The sequence below is a fragment of the Vibrio sp. 2CM40D genome, from assembly GCF_023161825.1.
GTDB classification, from domain to species: Bacteria; Pseudomonadota; Gammaproteobacteria; order Enterobacterales; family Vibrionaceae; genus Vibrio; species Vibrio alginolyticus.
In genome coordinates, this window is record NZ_JALNTL010000013.1 from 1 (window position 1) to 17786 (window position 17786).

Here is a 17786-nt window from a genome sequence, read left to right on the forward strand (position 1 = left end):
GCGACACTAGCTCAGTTGGTAGAGCGCAACCTTGCCAAGGTTGAGGTCACGAGTTCGAACCTCGTGTGTCGCTCCAGATTTAAGGCCTAACATGAAAATGTTAGGCCTTTTTCGTATTTTTTGAAAATCTCAAACTTCTTTTCTGTCACAGACTTCGTTAAGTAACGAACCCTTTGTCTCATTGACTCAAGTGATTGTTCATTCTGCCATTGCAAAGCATCTTAGCCATTCCTACTAGTCTATGTTTAAACCATCACTTGTGGAGAATAACCACTCTTGCTCCAGGCAAAGCTGTGACGAGAATGCTATCTTTTTAAATGTTCCGGATATAGAAAGGAATGTTTTACGATTAAGTAGCACAACCTTAAACCTCTGTTGGATGAGGTGATGATATCTCAAGAATATTTGTTTAAATAACAGCTGTTTGAGAGAAGGAGAAAAGCATAGCTCATGAATATGAACATGCGAGTTACGATGGGGTATGTTTTGTTGTGATTTACATCACTGTTACTAATATGAAAAATCGTTGCCAGAAGATTTTATTTTGTGATAAATTCGCGCGCAATCTCGGAGCGTAATTAACAACGTTTGATCTCTGGGGGATACGCGTAGTGACCATTCAAGCTGATTGTGACACTGCGTAGGGTAGGTATCGGCAAAGCCTTTTGTCGATAGACGGGATACTAATGCTGTAAACGCGGCATATTAATGGGAAACCCAACATTGAAACCTTTGAATAAACACACACTAATCAGCTTCATACTGCCGAAATGTCCTGTTTTACAAAACGGGTGCATTACAGAACCTTGATTAATCCCTTTTACATATGAAGTCGCGAGTATCGTGGCGGATGATCTGTATTTGTCATTTATGCACTGACAAATGCGGAGGGGTATTCACACCTCCTGTAATTTCATTCTAATGATTATTAATACAGGATACAGAATTATTATAATTCAAGGGATTATGTAGTATGAGCACTGCCTTTGAAGTCGATAGCAATATCGCAAACATTTTTTCGTCTCAGGTTCCTATCGTTGAGGGAACGTATGACTTAACGCCAGATCAAGTATTGATTGATCAGGCTGAGCATGAATCTGAAGTACGTTCTTATCCACGTCGTTTGCCGATCGCAATTAAACAAGCCTTTGGGTGCTTGGTTGAAGATACGCGTGGACAGATCTTTCTAGACTGCCTTGCTGGGGCAGGCACTCTAGCTTTGGGGTATAACCATCCTGAAATAAACCAAGCTCTGAAAGAGCAATTAGATTCAGGACTGCCATATCAGACGCTAGATATTGCAACATCAGTAAAAACGACGTTTATTCAATCTGTTAAGTCTTTTCTTCCTCAAGAGTTAAGCGAGAACAGCGTTATCCAATTTTGTGGCCCGTCTGGAGCTGATGCGGTTGAAGCTGCTATCAAGCTCGCGAAACAGACTACCGGTCGCAACACTATGTTTGCCTTCCGTGGCGCATACCATGGTATGACTAATGGTACGATGGGGATGATGGGTAACTTAGGCACGAAAGCTCGTCGAACTGGTTTGATGTCGGATGTGCACTTTATGCCTTTCCCATACAACCTGCGTTGTCCTTTTGGGCTTGGCGGTGATGAAGGTGCGAAAGCAAGTATTCGTTATATCGATCGTCTTTTAAACGATGATGAGTCAGGCATTATGAAGCCTGCCGCGATTATCGTGGAGCCAGTGCAAGGTGAGGGTGGTGTTGTTCCTGCGCCAGCATTCTGGCTACGAGAGTTACGTCGTATTTGTGATGAACACGGTATCTTACTGATCTTCGATGAGATCCAGTGTGGTGTTGGTAAAACTGGCTACAATTTCGCGTTCGAAGAGTCGGGCATTGTTCCAGATATTCTGTGTTTATCAAAAGCAATTGGTGGTGGTTTACCAATGTCGCTATTGGTTATCAACAAGCAACATGATACATGGAAGCCGGGTGAGCACACAGGTACATTTCGTGGTAACCAGCTAGCCATGGTCTCTGGTGCGAAAGCATTAGAAATTATCCAGCGTGATAATCTTGTTGAGCATGCCAATATTGCGGGTCAGTACTTGCGCTACGGCCTTGAAAGTATTCAAAAGCGTGTGAACTGTATCGCAGAGGTTCGTGGCAAAGGTTTGATGCTAGGCGTGGAGATTAAAACTCCAAACGGTGAGCTCAATAAATTTGGTGAACCTCAAGCGGATAGTGAACTTACACTTTCTATTCAACGCGCAGCACTCGAGCGTGGCTTGATCGTTGAGAAAGGTGGACGCGAAGGCGCAGTAATTCGTTTCCTTCCTCCTCTTATCATCTCGTTTGAGCAAATCGACTTTGCTTTACGTGTATTTGAAGACGCGATTTTAGCCGCTGGCGGTAGTCACATCGAAACTCAGCCACAAGATGAATGGAAGAAGCATTTCATCCACACTGGAGAGATGGGCAGCAATGAATTTGCTTCGGTGATGAATCACACTACTACGGCAATGAAGTCAGTGTTTGAACAAGTGACTGCACCGTATTCAGGTATGGATCCAAAAGCATTGGAAGCAGCGATTCACGACGTTGATCTTGATAATGGAAATGCGCCTCTTAAAACCGTTATCGACGATGCTGCTGAGCTGGTCGCGAAAAACGCAATTTTTACTCAACATCCAGATTGTATTGCTCACCTACATACTCCACCGTTGATGCCTGCGATTGCGGCAGAGGCAATGATTGCGGCTTTGAACCAGTCGATGGACTCATGGGATCAAGCTTCATCAGCGACTTATGTTGAACAGAAAGTTGTGAACTGGCTATGCGATAAATATGAGTTAGGTGAAAAAGCGGACGGTATCTTCACGAGCGGCGGCACGCAAAGTAACCAAATGGGTTTGATGTTAGCGCGTGACTGGATTGCTGACAAACTCAGTGCACACTCAATTCAAAAGCTTGGCCTTCCTGAATACGCAGACAAGCTACGTATTGTATGTTCGAAAAAATCCCACTTCACGGTTCAAAAATCAGCGTCTTGGATGGGGTTGGGTGAAAAAGCGGTCATGACTGTCGATGCTAATGCCGATGGAACGATGGATGTCACTAAATTAGACGAAGTTCTCAATCAGGCCAAAGCAGAAGGTTTGATCCCATTTGCCATTGTTGGCACAGCGGGCACAACGGACCACGGTGCTATTGATGACTTAGACTTTATCGCCGATATGGCAGCGAAACATGACATGTGGATGCATGTCGACGGTGCATACGGTGGAGCTCTGATTCTAAGTAGCCAAAAAGCGCGTCTGAAAGGTTGTGAGCGTGCACATTCCATCAGCGTAGACTTCCATAAGCTGTTTTACCAAACCATCAGTTGTGGTGCGCTATTGGTAAATGACAAGTCTAACTTTAAATTCCTGCTTCACCATGCAGACTATTTGAACCGCGAACACGACGAACTACCGAACTTGGTGGATAAGTCTATTGCGACAACTAAGCGCTTTGATGCGCTCAAAGTGTTTATGACGATGCAAAGCGTAGGGCCAAAAGCCCTAGGCGATATGTATGATCATTTGCTTGAACAGACGCTTGAAGTGGCGGACATGATTCGAGATAACAAACACTTTGAGTTGTTGGCTGAACCATCACTATCTACGGTTCTGTTCCGCGCGACACATGAATCAGCGGATCTGGATGAACTGAACAAAACGTTGCGCTTAGAAGCGTTAACACGCGGTATCGCGGTATTGGGTGAAACCATTGTCGACGATAAAACTGCATTGAAATTTACGATTTTGAACCCGTGTCTGACGACGGCGGACTTTGAATCTTTGCTCTCAAAAATCAATACGCTAGCGGCAGAGCTAGTTTAACAAAGGTAACGGAAAACTATGGCAATTCTACAGATTGGTGCAGGCGGCGTTGGCTGGGTAGTTGCACATAAAGCAGCACAAAACAACGACGTTCTGGGTGATATCACAATCGCATCACGTACCGTAGGTAAGTGTGAGAAAATCATCGAATCGATTCAGAAGAAAAACAATCTGAAAGATTCAACTAAGAAATTAGAAGCGCGAGCGGTAAACGCGGACGACGTAGATTCTTTAGTTGCTTTAATTAAAGAAGTACAACCTGACTTAGTGATCAACGCAGGTCCTCCTTGGGTGAACATGTCTATTATGGAAGCATGTTACCAAGCTAAAGTGTCATACCTTGATACATCTGTTGCGGTTGATTTGTGCTCTGAAGGCCAACAAGTACCTCAAGCTTACGATTGGCAGTGGGGTTACCGTGAGAAGTTTGAAGAAGCCGGCATTACAGGTATTCTTGGTGCTGGTTTCGATCCGGGCGTAGTATCGGTGTTTGCCGCATACGCAGTGAAGCATCTGTTCGATGAAATCGATACTATCGACGTAATGGATGTAAACGCAGGCGACCACGGTAAGAAGTTCGCAACTAACTTTGATCCAGAAACGAACATGCTTGAGATTCAAGGCGATTCGTTCTACTGGGAAAACGGCGAGTGGAAACAAGTACCTTGTCACTCACGTATGCTTGAGTTTGAATTCCCGAATTGTGGTTCACACAAAGTGTACTCAATGGCGCACGACGAAGTTCGATCTATGCAAGAGTTCATCCCGGCGAAACGCATCGAATTCTGGATGGGCTTTGGTGACCGTTACCTAAACTACTTCAATGTGATGCGCGACATCGGTCTACTCAGCCCAGATCCACTAACGCTTCACGACGGTACGGTTGTTCAACCTTTGCACGTGCTAAAAGCACTACTACCAGATCCAACATCACTCGCACCAGGCTACACTGGCCTAACGTGTATCGGTACTTGGGTTCAAGGTAAGAAAGATGGTAAAGAGCGCAGTGTATTTATTTACAACAACGCTGATCACGAAGTCGCATACGAAGATGTTGAACACCAAGCTATCTCATACACCACTGGCGTACCAGCGATCACTGCGGCTTTGCAGTTCTTCCGTGGCAAGTGGGCAGACAAAGGCGTGTTCAACATGGAACAACTAGATCCAGACCCATTCCTAGAAACCATGCCATCTATTGGTCTAGATTGGCATGTTCAAGAACTGGAGCCAGGACAACCTGTTATCCATAAATTGAAGTAAGAATTTAGCGACTCTTATTTGTACGTTTAAGCCGATGCACTTGCGTCGGCTTTGTTCGATTTTATAGTGCCTTTGCTAAGGCGAAGGGACGTAAGGTATCAAAATGCAACAAAACGAACTAAAAACGCCATACTTCATGATCAATGAAGACAAGCTGATTGAGAACCTAGAGAAAGCAAAACAGCTAAAAGACATCTCTGGTGTGAAGCTTGTATTAGCACTGAAGTGCTTCTCAACATGGGGTGTATTCGACATCATCAAGCCTTACCTAGACGGAACAACAAGTTCTGGACCGTTTGAAGTGAAGCTTGGCTACGAAACGTTCGGTGGTGAGACACACGCATACAGTGTGGGTTACAGCGAAGATGACGTTCGCGATGTGGCGGACATCTGTGACAAGATGATCTTTAACTCTCAGTCACAGCTAGCGGCTTATCGTCATATTGTCGAAGGCAAAGCATCGATTGGCTTGCGCCTAAACCCAGGTGTGAGCTATGCAGGGCAAGACTTAGCAAACCCAGCGCGTCAATTCTCTCGTCTTGGTGTTCAGGCTGATCACATCAAACCGGAAATTTTTGATGGTATTGATGGCGTAATGTTCCACATGAACTGTGAGAACAAAGACGTGGATGCGTTTATCGGCTTACTCGATGCTATTTCAGATCAGTTTGGCGAGTACCTAGATAAGCTGGACTGGGTAAGCATGGGCGGCGGCGTGTTCTTCACATGGCCGGGGTACGATATCGAGAAGTTAGGGTTAGCACTTAAAGCGTTCTCAGAGAAACACGGCGTACAAATGTATTTAGAGCCGGGTGAAGCGATAATTACTAAGACAACTGATCTCGTTGTAACAGTGGTTGATATTGTAGAGAACGTAAAGAAGACGGCGATTGTCGATTCAGCCACAGAAGCTCACCGCTTAGATACGTTGATCTACAATGAGCCAGCGTCAATTCTTGAAGCATCTGAAAATGGTGAACATGAGTATGTGATCGGCTCGTGCTCTTGTTTGGCTGGTGACCAGTTCTGCGTGGCGAACTTCGAACAGCCTCTAGAGATAGGACAGCGTCTGCATATTCTAGATAGTGCCGGTTACACCATGGTGAAACTGAACTGGTTTAACGGTCTACGTATGCCGTCGGTCTACTGTGAACGCTCGAATGGTGACATTCAAAAACTGAATGAATTTGACTACTCTGATTTCAAACGTTCACTGTCTCAGTGGTCAGTGAAATAAAACGTATTGAGTATTAGAACGACAAAGAGCAGCTGAATTGCTGCTCTTTTTATTGGGGAAGCGTTAAAGGTATGCAGTTAGCTTTCTACAATTACACGAGTGTCTTCACTCAGAGATTCTAACTCATTGGCTATGTCTTCAATTTCTAGCTCGCTAGGTAGTTTTATCGCCATTTTAGCGCTGAATAAGCTAGAGCTTACCCCTCCGCCTCCAGCAATGAATACACGCTGACAATCCATATCTAAAATTGAGATACCTTGATTATCGAGAACGTGAGTAATTTCATTCACAATACCCGCTCTATCGTTGGCATCTAAACGAAGTTGGAAGATAGTGTCTTCACGATATGAGTGAGGCTCAGAGTCGACGAACCTAACAACAAGAGTCTGACAAGAAGAGAACGCTTGTTTAACGATGTCGACATTTTCTCTTGGAAGCTCTACTTTGATGACACCTGCAACTTGGTCTTCGATAAAGTTTACTTTGCTGATCAGCCATTTCCCGCCGTTTTCGTGTGTGATTGCAGCGAGCTCTTTAATCGTGGCGGGTGACGCTTGTCCGACAAAATTAACAATAAATACGGTGTTCATAATGTCCCCTCCTGGAATCAAGGTTTGGACGCAGTACGAATAAACGTGCTACTTAAGTTATTGGAATAAATCCTTTTATTTAGTGTAGGTGCTAAGGGCAGGTAATGTTTGATGAAAGTCAATTTTTAACACTAATTCGTGATGCAAATAATTAAAACAATGTTCAGAGCACAAAAAAAGCAGCCATCGTAAGGCTGCTTTTTACCGAGTATCAACTTAGGATTAGAAGGTTACTTTTAACTCGACACCATAAAATTGACTGTCATAGTTTGCGCCTGCGTCCATGGCGAATTTTGCAACATCTTGGTTTCCAAACCAAGGTGATGAATTGAATTGTAGTTCTGCACTACCGCCCCATGCATCAGTTACCCAATAATGAACATGTCCAACAGGGTTTAAGAAGAAGAGCGAAACATCACCTGCGGTTTCAGAGCCCATAACTTCGCCGCCGTTTGCAATAATGTCTTGCTCAGCCGTTAACATCATTTCACCAACAACAGCACCAAAGAATGGTGTGATAAAAATATCCTGCCAAGATGGTACTTCTGCGAACGCCTCCACGCCATACTCCCAAAAGAACGTCGACATAGTTGCGGAGTACAAAAACGACTGAAATTCATTATAGCCAGCGTGACGTGCTGCCGTGTAGTAAACGCCGCCAAAATATGGGTGCATGATGTAGTTGAGGACATGTTCATCGCGATCCCAAACGGGGCCGTCAGAGACATTATCTTTCCACTTTTGCCCCAACTTACTCATGTCTCGGTCTTCTTCGTCCCATTTGGTGATACTTTCTGGAAGAAAAGTCATCATGCCTACGGTCGCGATACTGAGACCTAGAATGGTGTAGGTTTGACCCATCAGGTAATCCCAGTCTTTATCTTGAGGGATGATGAGATGTTTAGGCTGAAGCCCTGCGTCAAGGTTTAGTGAATCATCATTATTCTGTTCATACATAACACCGCGATTTTGAGCCTCGAAGGTGTACAGAGTCGTCGTTTCGCAGTAACCTGACAAGCAATCAGGTGTGTAAGAAAACTCTGTATGACGGCTTAGGTCATAGTGACTTGCGTGCGCAAGCGCTGACGAAGCCAAGCAAAGGCCTGTTAGAGTCGTCTTGAACATGGATGATTTTGACACAAAGGTCTCCGAGTTAATGGTGTATGTTCGGGCTCGTAATTATCCCTCAAAACATCAATCATTTAAACACTTGACCCTTATTTAGTCCCAACAAACCTCGGCGAGATTTGTCCAAATAAAAAGAAAAATAAGCGCTATAACGAAAATAGGATTGTGCTTACGTTCAGGAGTCAGTTGTGAAAATAGCAATGCTTAGTACTGGTGAGGAAGTCCTCCACGGTGATATTGTTGATACTAATGCGGCATGGTTGTCTAGCCTGTTTTATCAACATGGATTTGGCTTAACAAAGCGCTCAACGGTTGGCGATAGCCTATCGAGTTTGGTTGAAGAGTTTTTAATGCTCAGTTTTAACAACGATGTGGTTATTGTTAATGGTGGTTTAGGCCCTACAACGGATGACATGAGTGCTGCCGCCGCCGCGAGAGCCGCCGATTGTAAACTGGTGCTATTCAAAGAGTGGTTGCAGCATCTAGAAAGTTTGTATGCTCGACGTGGCATCCCTATGCCGGACAGTAATTTAAAGCAAGCGATGCTGCCAGAAACAGCAGAGATATTGGACAACCCGATAGGCACTGCTTGCGGTTTCAAAGTGCTGATTAATGATGCCATTTTTTATTTCACACCGGGGGTACCAAGTGAATTTAAGCTCATGGCAGAGACGCAAATTCTTCCCGATCTGAGAAGAGTGTTTCCAGATGTTCAAGGCTCATGTTGTAGTCGAATCTACACGTTTGGTCTATCTGAATCCGGTATTTCAGATAAGCTAGATCAGCTAAAACTTCCTCAAGGCTATGAGCTAGGGTATCGCTCTTACTTGCCTTTTATTGAAGTGAAACTTTTTGGTCCTTCAGATCAGATTGAACAGCGTTTGAAACTAGTACAGATAATTAATAAACACCTTGAGAGTAATACCGTTAGTATTGACTTACCTATGGTTGAAAATGTCGGCCAGTTGTTGGTCGATAAAGGACTAACGGTGTCGACCTCCGAAAAAAGTAGCGGAGGATACTTAACGTACTGGCTAAACGGCGATGAAAACGCTGAAAAGCAACTAGGGCATGGTTGGATACTACCGAGCCTGACTCAAGCGATGGCCAACAGCGGAGATCCATTAGCAGAGACGTTTGCTCTGGCTGGCGCTACGCGAGAGAAGTGTGGGACGGATTTATCACTCGTTACTGGCCATATTGAAGAGGGCGTTTTTTCCGTCGCTTTATCGACACCGTCAGGCGAGTGGGGAGCGTTATATAAACTCTCGAAAAAGTATCAGCGCAATGATCAAGTTAAAGTGATCAGCACGGCAGCACTAGACTTGTTGCGTCGCTACCTAGAACGTAAACCGATGTTTGCGCATTATGCATTTTTAGAGAAAGTTAAAGAGATGCACCTCCCGAGCAGTGCTTTATAACCAAAGCTCTATACAGTAGTCTGAGAGACAAAACACAGAGACAAAAAAGCCAAGGTGATTACCTTGGCTTTTGCATTTTATACCGTCGAGTCAACGTTATGCGCGCTGCTTTTCTTTCATCGCGTAGTTAACGCCGCTAAGTGACAAATCTGATTTTGCTTTACAGATACAAGGTAATATTTCATCACTTTGTGTGTAAGCCATGGCAAAACCAACATACTCCACTTCACCAGACTCCAATTTGCAGCGACAGGCGCCGCAGTGCCCATCACGGCAGTTGTATTCTGGTAATAGGCCAGCTTGCTCCATTGTTTCCAAAATCGTATTGGAAGGGTTGGATTCAATGCTGATCAGTTTGTTGATTTTGAGTGTTGCCATTACAGCTCGAATCCTTCGAAGTCATCTGCGCGAACTTCATTGTCAATTTGACCCACAAGGTAAGAAGAGATTTCTGCTTCTTGAGGCGCAACTTGAACGTTATCTGAAGACAACCAAGCGTTAATCCATGGAATTGGGTTAGTTGTTGCTTCTGGATACGCTGCTGGTAGACCTACCGCTTGCATACGAATATTTGTGATGTATTCAACGTATTGGCTTAGGATGTCTTTGTTTAGACCGATCATAGAGCCATCTTTGAATAGATACTCTGCCCACTCTTTTTCTTGCTCAGCCGCTTCTTTGAATAGGTCAAAACAGTCCTGTTTTGCCTCTTCTGCGATTTGCATGAAAGTGAAGTCATCTTGACCGTTACGTAGCAGGTTGATCATGTGCTGCGTGCCGTTTAAGTGAAGTGCTTCGTCACGAGCGATCAGCTTGATGATTTTCGCGTTACCTTCCATTAGTTCGCGTTCTGCGAAAGCGAAAGAGCATGCGAAACTTACGTAAAAACGAATAGCTTCTAATGCGTTAACAGACATCAGACAGATGTACAGCTTCTTCTTAAGATCGTACAGACTAACCTTAACCGTTTCACCGTTAAGGACATGCTCACCTTCACCGTAGCGATGGTAATCATTCGTCGCTTGAATCAAATCGTCGTAGTAGTGCGCGATGTCTTTTGCACGCTTCAGAATGTGCTCGTTCTCAACGATATCATCAAACACTACAGCAGGGTCGTTCACGATGTTACGAATAATGTGTGTGTAAGAACGAGAGTGAATCGTTTCAGAGAAAGACCAAGTCTCAATCCAAGTCTCTAGTTCTGGCAGAGACACAAGCGGCAGCAGTGCCACGTTAGGGCTGCGGCCTTGGATAGAGTCAAGAAGCGTTTGGTACTTCAAGTTAGAGATGAAGATGTGCTTCTCGTGATCTGGCAGTTTGTTGTAATCGATACGGTCGCTAGATACGTCTACTTCTTCTGGACGCCAGAAGAAAGAAAGTTGTTTCTCGATAAGTTTTTCGAAAATCTCAAACTTTTGTTGGTCGTAACGTGCAACGTTTACTGATTGACCTAGGAACATTGGTTCCTTCAATTGGTCATTCTTTTTTTGGTTAAAAGTACTGTAAGCCATAATGCCTCAATTCCTTTTAAACCTCCCCGTAAGGGGGAGGTTATCGATAGTCTGTCTTTACGGGTTCGCTAGGTACGGGAAGATTAAATCTTACAACCGCCGCCAACACAATCGTCATCTTGTGGTTGAACAGCGTCTTTCTGTTCATCTTTCGCGCCATCACGAGTGTTGTGGTAGTAAAGCGTTTTCACACCAAACTTATACGCTGTTAGCAGGTCTTGAAGTAGTTTCTTCATTGGAACTTTGCCAGTCTCGTAACGTGACGGGTCGTAGTTAGTATTAGCAGAGATAGCTTGGTCAACAAACTTCTGCATAATACCCACAAGGTGTAGATAACCGTCGTTCGAACCGATATTCCAAAGCAGTTCATAGCTGTCTTTAAGTTCTGTGAACTCTGGTACAACTTGCTTCAGGATACCGTCTTTCGAAGCTTTTACTGAAACGTAACCACGTGGTGGCTCAATACCGTTAGTTGCGTTTGAAATCTGAGAAGAAGTCTCAGAAGGCATTAGCGCAGTCAGTGTTGAGTTACGTAGGCCGTGCTCCATAATTTCTTTACGTAGGCTGTCCCAGTCGTAGTGCAGCGCTTCGTCACAAATTAGGTCGATATCTTTCTTATACGTATCAATCGGCAGTAAGCCTTTCGCGTAGTTCGTCTCGTCGAATGAAGGACACTTACCTTGTTCTTTCGCCAGTGCTACAGATGCTTTCAATAGGTAGTACTGCATTGCTTCGAACGTACGGTGAGTTAGGCCGTTCGCGCTACCGTCAGAGTATTTCACGCCATTCTTCGCTAAGTAGTAAGCAAAGTTAATCACACCAACACCTAGCGTACGACGGTTCATAGTCGATTTGTATGCCGCTGGTAGAGGGTAATCTTGGTAATCAAGCAGTGCATCTAACGCACGAACAACAAGATCGGATAGCTCTTCGAAATCATCTAGAGACTTGATAGCACCTAAGTTGAATGCAGAAAGCGTACACAGTGCGATCTCGCCTGAGTCATCTTCAACGTTAGTTAATGGTTTCGTTGGCAGTGCGATTTCTAAACATAGGTTCGACTGACGAACTGGAGCGACTTCAGAATCAAATGGGCTGTGAGTATTACAATGGTCCACGTTCTGGATGTAGATACGACCCGTTGATGCACGCTCTTGCATTAGCAGAGTGAACATTTCAATCGCTTTAACCGTTTCTTTCTTGATTGAAGGATCGTTCTCGTACTTCACGTATAAACGCTCAAACTCTTCTTGGTTTTCGAAGAATGCGTCGTACAGACCAGGTACATCAGATGGTGAGAATAGCGTAATATTGCCGCCTTCAACTAAACGTTGGTACATCAGTTTGTTTAACTGAACACCGTAGTCCATGTGACGAACACGGTTTTCTTCAACACCACGGTTGTTCTTAAGTACCATTAGTGAGCGTGCTTCACCGTGCCACATTGGGTAGAACACAGTAGCTGCGCCACCACGTACACCACCTTGTGAACAACATTTTACTGCTGTTTGGAAGTACTTGTAGAACGGAATACAACCAGTGTGGAATGCTTCACCACCGCGAATCTCTGAGCCTAATGCACGGATACGACCTGCGTTGATACCAATACCAGCGCGCTGAGATACGTAACGAACAATTGAGCTTGCTGTTGCGTTAATAGAATCAAGACTGTCTCCACACTCGATCAGAACACATGAGCTGAACTGGCGAGTAGGGGTACGCACGCCAGACATAATTGGCGTAGGTAGAGAAATCTTAAATGTCGATGTCGCATCGTAGAAACGTTTGATGTAATCAAGACGTGTCGCTTTTGGATATTTCGCAAATAAGCACGCTGCTACAAGGATGTATAAGAACTGAGCACTTTCGTAAATTTGGCCCGTAACACGGTTCTGTACGAAGTACTTACCCTCTAGCTGCTTAACTGCCGCGTATGAGAAATTTAGGTCGCGTTTATGGTCGAGGTACGCATCAAGTTCGTCGAGTTCTGCTTTTGTGTAGTCTTCTAGAATATGTTGATCGTACTTACCCATATCGACGAGGCGAGACACGTGATCATAAAGCGTTGGTGGCTCGTATTGGCCATACGCTTTTTTACGCAGATGGAATACCGCTAGGCGAGCAGCTAGGTATTGATAATCCGGAGTCTCTTCAGAGATCAGGTCTGCCGCAGACTTGATGATTGTCTCGTGAATATCTGTCGTTGTGATGCCGTCGTAAAACTGGATGTGAGCGCGAAGTTCTACTTGAGAAACCGAAACATTATCTAGACCTTCTGCAGCCCAAGTGATAACGCGGTGGATTTTATCCAGATCGATACTTTCTTTACGGCCATCACGCTTGGTGACGGTAAGTTGTTGGTTCATTCTGCTTTATTTCCCTAAGAAAACTGATAAAAGCCGTATTTTTGTTTGTTTATGTGCAATATGAGTAAAGCTTGCGGCGGCTTTGTGATCAAAGTCTATCTATATATTGTCGCTTAAACACAACATATAGGGGTTCATTTGTTTGCGGGTTACAAGATAGTGCTATTACACTGATTTATCAAGGTACAGATCGGGGATGACTTGTGGATAACTGACAAAATGAAAAAAATCAGTAAGTGAACACTAACCGATGAGAAAAGGGCAGACTTGAATGGTTAAAAGTACGGTTTCGAGATCGGTTTAGAAATAACCGCATGCAAAAATATTTTCCTTGATCTTTGGTCGTTTTTATCTACGAAAAATAGCTTGGTCAAAATGGAATCTAGAGCACGAATTTTAGCCATAAAAAGACAAAAAAAGCGGCAACTTTGTGCTACCGCTTCCGATTCATTTTCTTTAAAAAATGTCAATCACAAAACTCATTTTTTAACTTAATAGCGTTCAGTATTTTTTAGTATGAACGATGTAGTTTACATCTACATTACGACCGAGTTTATAGCTGTCATTTAGAGGGTTGTAATGAAGCCCAGTAATGCCCATTTCCGTCAGGTCAGTTTGGTCTATCATCTTCATCATTTCGGCTGGCTTGATAAACTTATCGTGCTCATGAGTGCCTTCAGGAACAATCTTAAGAAGCTTCTCAGCACCGACAATAGCAAATAAGTACGACTTAATGTTTCGGTTCAAAGTTGAGAAAAACACGTGACCACCGGGTTTGACTAGCGCAGCACAAGAGCGGATAACGGAGAGAGGATCTGGAACGTGTTCAAGCATCTCCATACAAGTCACGACATCGTAAGTTCCTGCGTTTTCTATAGCGTGGTCTTCTATTGTGCTCTGAATGTAGGTCAGTTGAGTGCCTGTTTCTAATGCATGTAGTCGCGCGACTTCTAATGGTTCTTTACCCATATCAAGCCCCGTCACAATAGCGCCTTCTTTTGCCATGCTTTCAGCAAGAATGCCACCACCACAGCCGACATCAAGTGTTCGCTTGCCAAACAAGCCATTTGCTTTTTCAAGTACATAGTTCAAACGAAGTGGGTTAATTTGATGAAGCGGCTTAAACTCGCCTTCTAAATCCCACCATCGAGAAGCCATGTCCTCGAATTTCTTAATTTCACTTGGGTCGACGTTTTGTGCTTTAGTCATAATTGGTTTTATTGCATTCAATCTGAGTCCTTTAGAGGGCGCCAGTATACTCCAACGTTTTACACCCAAACAACCTCGATGTGCTTAGTTAAGGGACAATGACAGAGTTCACTGGCGCGGCAATCGAGACAGGTGCCTGTAATTTGTAAAGCGCTAACTATTGTTTTTGGTTCATCCTTGAACTGGTGCCAGTGATAATAACTCTAAAACCTGCATTTTCGCGTTGTGTGGTTAAAGGAATTTACCTCGCTTTTCCGCGTAAAGGGTCCGATTTTGCTCAATATTGACCGAAATATAACCACTAATCAGAAAGATATGGGATGAGTGTGCAAATTCTCGACATTTGATTCATAACCAAGCTCACAACCTGATAAAAGGAGAGGGAAAGTGATGCCGAAGTGATGAATTGTGTGTTATATTTTTGCACCTTACACGTATCGTAATTACGATCAGATAATAGAGGGATAATGGCTCTATGAGCGATTTAGCTAAAGAGATCACGCCCGTAAACATTGAAGATGAGCTTAGAGGTTCATACCTAGACTATGCGATGTCAGTCATCGTGGGTCGTGCTCTTCCAGATGTGCGTGATGGCCTAAAACCAGTACACCGCCGCGTTTTATTCGCGATGAACGTACTAGGCAACGATTGGAACAAACCATATAAAAAATCAGCCCGTGTTGTCGGCGACGTAATCGGTAAATATCACCCACATGGTGATAGTGCTGTGTACGACACAATCGTACGTATGGCTCAGCCGTTCTCGCTTCGTTACATGCTGGTCGATGGTCAAGGTAACTTTGGCTCGATCGATGGCGACTCTGCTGCGGCAATGCGTTACACCGAAGTTCGAATGGCAAAAATTGCCCATGAACTATTGGCTGACCTAGACAAAGAAACCGTAGACTACGTACCAAACTACGACGGTACTGAGCAGATCCCAGCGGTTCTTCCAACTAAAATTCCAAACCTATTGGTTAACGGTGCTTCTGGTATCGCAGTAGGTATGGCAACCAACATCCCGCCTCATAACCTTGGCGAAGTGATTGATGGCTGTCTTGCATACATCAATAATGAAGAAATCACTATTGATGAACTAATGGATTACATTCCTGGTCCTGATTTCCCAACGGCGGCGCTTATCAGCGGTCGTAAAGGCATTGTAGACGCGTACAAAACAGGTCGTGGCAAAATCTACATGCGTTCGAAAGCGGACATCGAAGTGGAGAAGAATGGTAAAGAGACCATTATCGTCACTGAAATTCCTTACCAGGTGAACAAAGCTCGCTTGATCGAAAAGATCGCTGAGCTAGTTAAAGATAAGAAAGTAGAAGGCATCAGTGCACTGCGCGACGAGTCAGATAAAGACGGTATGCGCATTGTTATTGAGTGTAAGCGCGATGCTGTGGGCGAAGTAGTTCTAAACAACCTTTACGCTCAGACTCAGCTGCAAACCACTTTCGGTATCAACATGGTGGCCCTAAACAATGGCCAGCCACAGCTATTCAACCTAAAAGATATGTTGAAGTGCTTTGTTGATCACCGTCGTGAAGTTGTGACACGTCGTACTATCTTCGAACTGCGTAAAGCGCGTGAACGTGCTCATATCCTTGAAGGTTTAGCTCTAGCGCTTGCTAACATTGATGAAATCATTGAGCTTATCCGTAAGGCACCTACACCGGCTGAAGCAAAAGCGGGTCTTATCGCTCGTGGTTGGGATTTAGGCAACGTTTCAGCAATGCTAGAGCGTGCTGGTACAGATGCTGCGCGCCCTGAATGGCTAGAGCCTGAATATGGTATTCGTGATGGTCAGTACTTCCTGACTGAGCAACAAGCACAAGCTATCCTAGATCTACGTTTACATAAACTAACAGGTCTAGAACACGAGAAGATTCTAGGCGAATACAAAACACTTCTAGAAGAAATCGCTGAACTCATGCATATCCTTGCGAGCACTGAGCGTTTGATGGAAGTTATCCGTGAAGAACTTGAAGCGGTTCGTGACGGCTTTGGTGACGCTCGTCGTACAGAAATCACAGCTGCGAGCCATGATATTGACATGGAAGAGCTGATCGCACGTGAAGACGTTGTAGTTACTCTATCTCACGGTGGTTACGTTAAGTACCAAGTACTGAGCGACTACGAGTCACAGCGCCGTGGTGGTAAAGGTAAGAGTGCGACTAAGATGAAAGATGAAGACCATATCGAGCGTCTTCTAGTGGCGAATACCCACGATAACATCTTGTGTTTCTCTACTCGTGGTAAGACATACCGCCTGAAAGTTTACCAATTGCCTCTAGCGAGCCGTACTGCGCGTGGTAAGCCAATTGTGAACATCCTTCCACTCGAAGAAGGTGAGCGCATTACCGCGATTCTGCGTGTTGATGAATTCTCTGAAGACAAATTCATCTTCATGGCAACAGGTGACGGTACGGTTAAGAAAACGCCGTTGAACCAGTTTGCAAACGTACGTTCAAACGGCCTAATCGCTGTGAACCTACGTGAAGACGATTCGTTAATCGGTGTGGATATCACTAACGGCGAAAACGAAATCATGCTGTTCTCTAAAGCTGGTAAAGTGGTTCGCTTTAAAGAAGCAGAAGAGATTCCAGTACTTGATGAAAATGGTAAACCAGTTCTTGATGAGAATGGTCAGCCAGAGATCAAGTTTAAAGGTGTTCGTCCTATGGGTCGTACCGCCTCTGGTGTTCGTGGTATGAAACTGGCTGAAAATGACCAAGTTGTATCACTTATTGTTCCTTCGCACGAAGGCGATATCCTAACGGTTACAGAAAACGGTTATGGTAAACGTACAGCACTTAGCGAGTACCCGACAAAAGGTCGTGGCACTCAAGGTGTAGTTTCTATCAAAGTTTCTGAGCGAAATGGCCCGGTAGTTGGTGCTATCCAGGTTGTTGAAGGTGATGAAATGATGATGATCACCGACGCTGGCACGTTAGTACGTACTCGTGTGGGTGAAGTTAGCCAGGTTGGTCGTAACACACAAGGTGTAACGCTTATCCGTACTGCGGAAGATGAATCAGTTGTTGGTTTGCAACGTATTGAAGAAGTTGATGATGAAGAGCTGCCTACTGATGAAGATGCAGAAGCGTTAGAGTCAACAGGCGAAAATACGCAGCAAGACGCTTCAGAAGCTCCAGCTGCTGATGATGCAGAGGAAGGTAACGAAGAGTAATCTTACATCGTTATC

The 17786-nt window shown here is 44.4% G+C and carries 11 protein-coding genes and 1 tRNA gene; 6 read left to right on the forward strand and 6 right to left on the reverse strand.

Annotated features, from left to right (window positions below; genetic code table 11):
- The 4 genes from MTF70_RS21415 to nspC all read left to right on the forward strand — a co-directional run bounded on the left by MTF70_RS21415 (position 1) and on the right by nspC (position 6350).
- Positions 1 to 76, forward strand: a tRNA-Gly gene (locus tag MTF70_RS21415).
- A gap of 897 nt (positions 77 to 973) precedes the next feature.
- On the forward strand, positions 974 to 3850 hold the full coding sequence (locus MTF70_RS21420) for a pyridoxal phosphate-dependent class III aminotransferase (RefSeq protein ID WP_205461179.1): 2877 nt from the start codon (positions 974 to 976) through the stop codon (positions 3848 to 3850).
- Positions 3851 to 3868: 18 nt separating this feature from the next.
- Entirely contained in the window at positions 3869 to 5113 is a 1245-nt protein-coding gene (locus MTF70_RS21425; RefSeq protein ID WP_012841628.1) for a carboxynorspermidine synthase, read from the forward strand.
- A 103-nt stretch (positions 5114 to 5216) separates the two neighbouring features.
- Complete coding sequence (nspC, locus tag MTF70_RS21430; protein WP_025767273.1) at positions 5217 to 6350, forward strand: carboxynorspermidine decarboxylase; 1134 nt, start codon at positions 5217 to 5219, stop codon at positions 6348 to 6350.
- Positions 6351 to 6427: 77 nt separating this feature from the next.
- On the opposite strand, the gene MTF70_RS21435 is transcribed toward nspC, so the two are convergent.
- Together MTF70_RS21435 and MTF70_RS21440 are read right to left on the reverse strand one after the other, a co-directional pair.
- The gene (locus MTF70_RS21435) at positions 6428 to 6940 is read right to left on the reverse strand and encodes an ACT domain-containing protein (protein ID WP_017636131.1); all 513 of its coding nucleotides are present in this window, start codon (positions 6938 to 6940) and stop codon (positions 6428 to 6430) included.
- A 222-nt stretch (positions 6941 to 7162) separates the two neighbouring features.
- Complete coding sequence (locus tag MTF70_RS21440; RefSeq protein ID WP_025767274.1) at positions 7163 to 8065, reverse strand: DUF3943 domain-containing protein; 903 nt, start codon at positions 8063 to 8065, stop codon at positions 7163 to 7165.
- Positions 8066 to 8256: 191 nt separating this feature from the next.
- Here MTF70_RS21440 and MTF70_RS21445 point away from each other — a divergent pair, with 191 nt between their 5' ends.
- Positions 8257 to 9489, forward strand: a complete 1233-nt coding sequence (locus MTF70_RS21445; protein ID WP_017636130.1) for a CinA family nicotinamide mononucleotide deamidase-related protein — start codon at positions 8257 to 8259, stop codon at positions 9487 to 9489.
- Between the two features lie 96 nt (positions 9490 to 9585).
- On the opposite strand, the gene yfaE is transcribed toward MTF70_RS21445, so the two are convergent.
- From yfaE to ubiG, 4 genes are all read right to left on the reverse strand, one after another.
- A complete protein-coding gene (gene yfaE, locus MTF70_RS21450) occupies positions 9586 to 9867 on the reverse strand; it encodes a class I ribonucleotide reductase maintenance protein YfaE (protein WP_005376817.1) in 282 nt (93 codons plus the stop codon).
- Complete coding sequence (gene nrdB, locus MTF70_RS21455) at positions 9867 to 11000, reverse strand: class Ia ribonucleoside-diphosphate reductase subunit beta (protein ID WP_005376818.1); 1134 nt, start codon at positions 10998 to 11000, stop codon at positions 9867 to 9869. Before nrdB ends, yfaE begins: the two co-directional genes overlap by 1 nt.
- 83 nt (positions 11001 to 11083) lie before the next feature.
- Positions 11084 to 13366: a class 1a ribonucleoside-diphosphate reductase subunit alpha gene (gene nrdA / locus MTF70_RS21460; RefSeq protein ID WP_205461180.1), complete on the reverse strand. Its 2283-nt coding sequence runs from the start codon at positions 13364 to 13366 to the stop codon at positions 11084 to 11086.
- 501 nt (positions 13367 to 13867) lie between these two features.
- Positions 13868 to 14575, reverse strand: a complete 708-nt coding sequence (gene ubiG / locus MTF70_RS21465) for a bifunctional 2-polyprenyl-6-hydroxyphenol methylase/3-demethylubiquinol 3-O-methyltransferase UbiG (RefSeq protein ID WP_017636129.1) — start codon at positions 14573 to 14575, stop codon at positions 13868 to 13870.
- A gap of 475 nt (positions 14576 to 15050) precedes the next feature.
- Between ubiG and gyrA the strand changes: the two genes are divergently transcribed.
- Positions 15051 to 17771 carry a DNA topoisomerase (ATP-hydrolyzing) subunit A gene (gene gyrA / locus MTF70_RS21470; protein WP_042522797.1) on the forward strand — a complete coding sequence of 907 codons (2721 nt, stop codon included), beginning with the start codon at positions 15051 to 15053 and terminating at the stop codon, positions 17769 to 17771.
- Positions 17772 to 17786 lie beyond the last annotated feature (15 nt).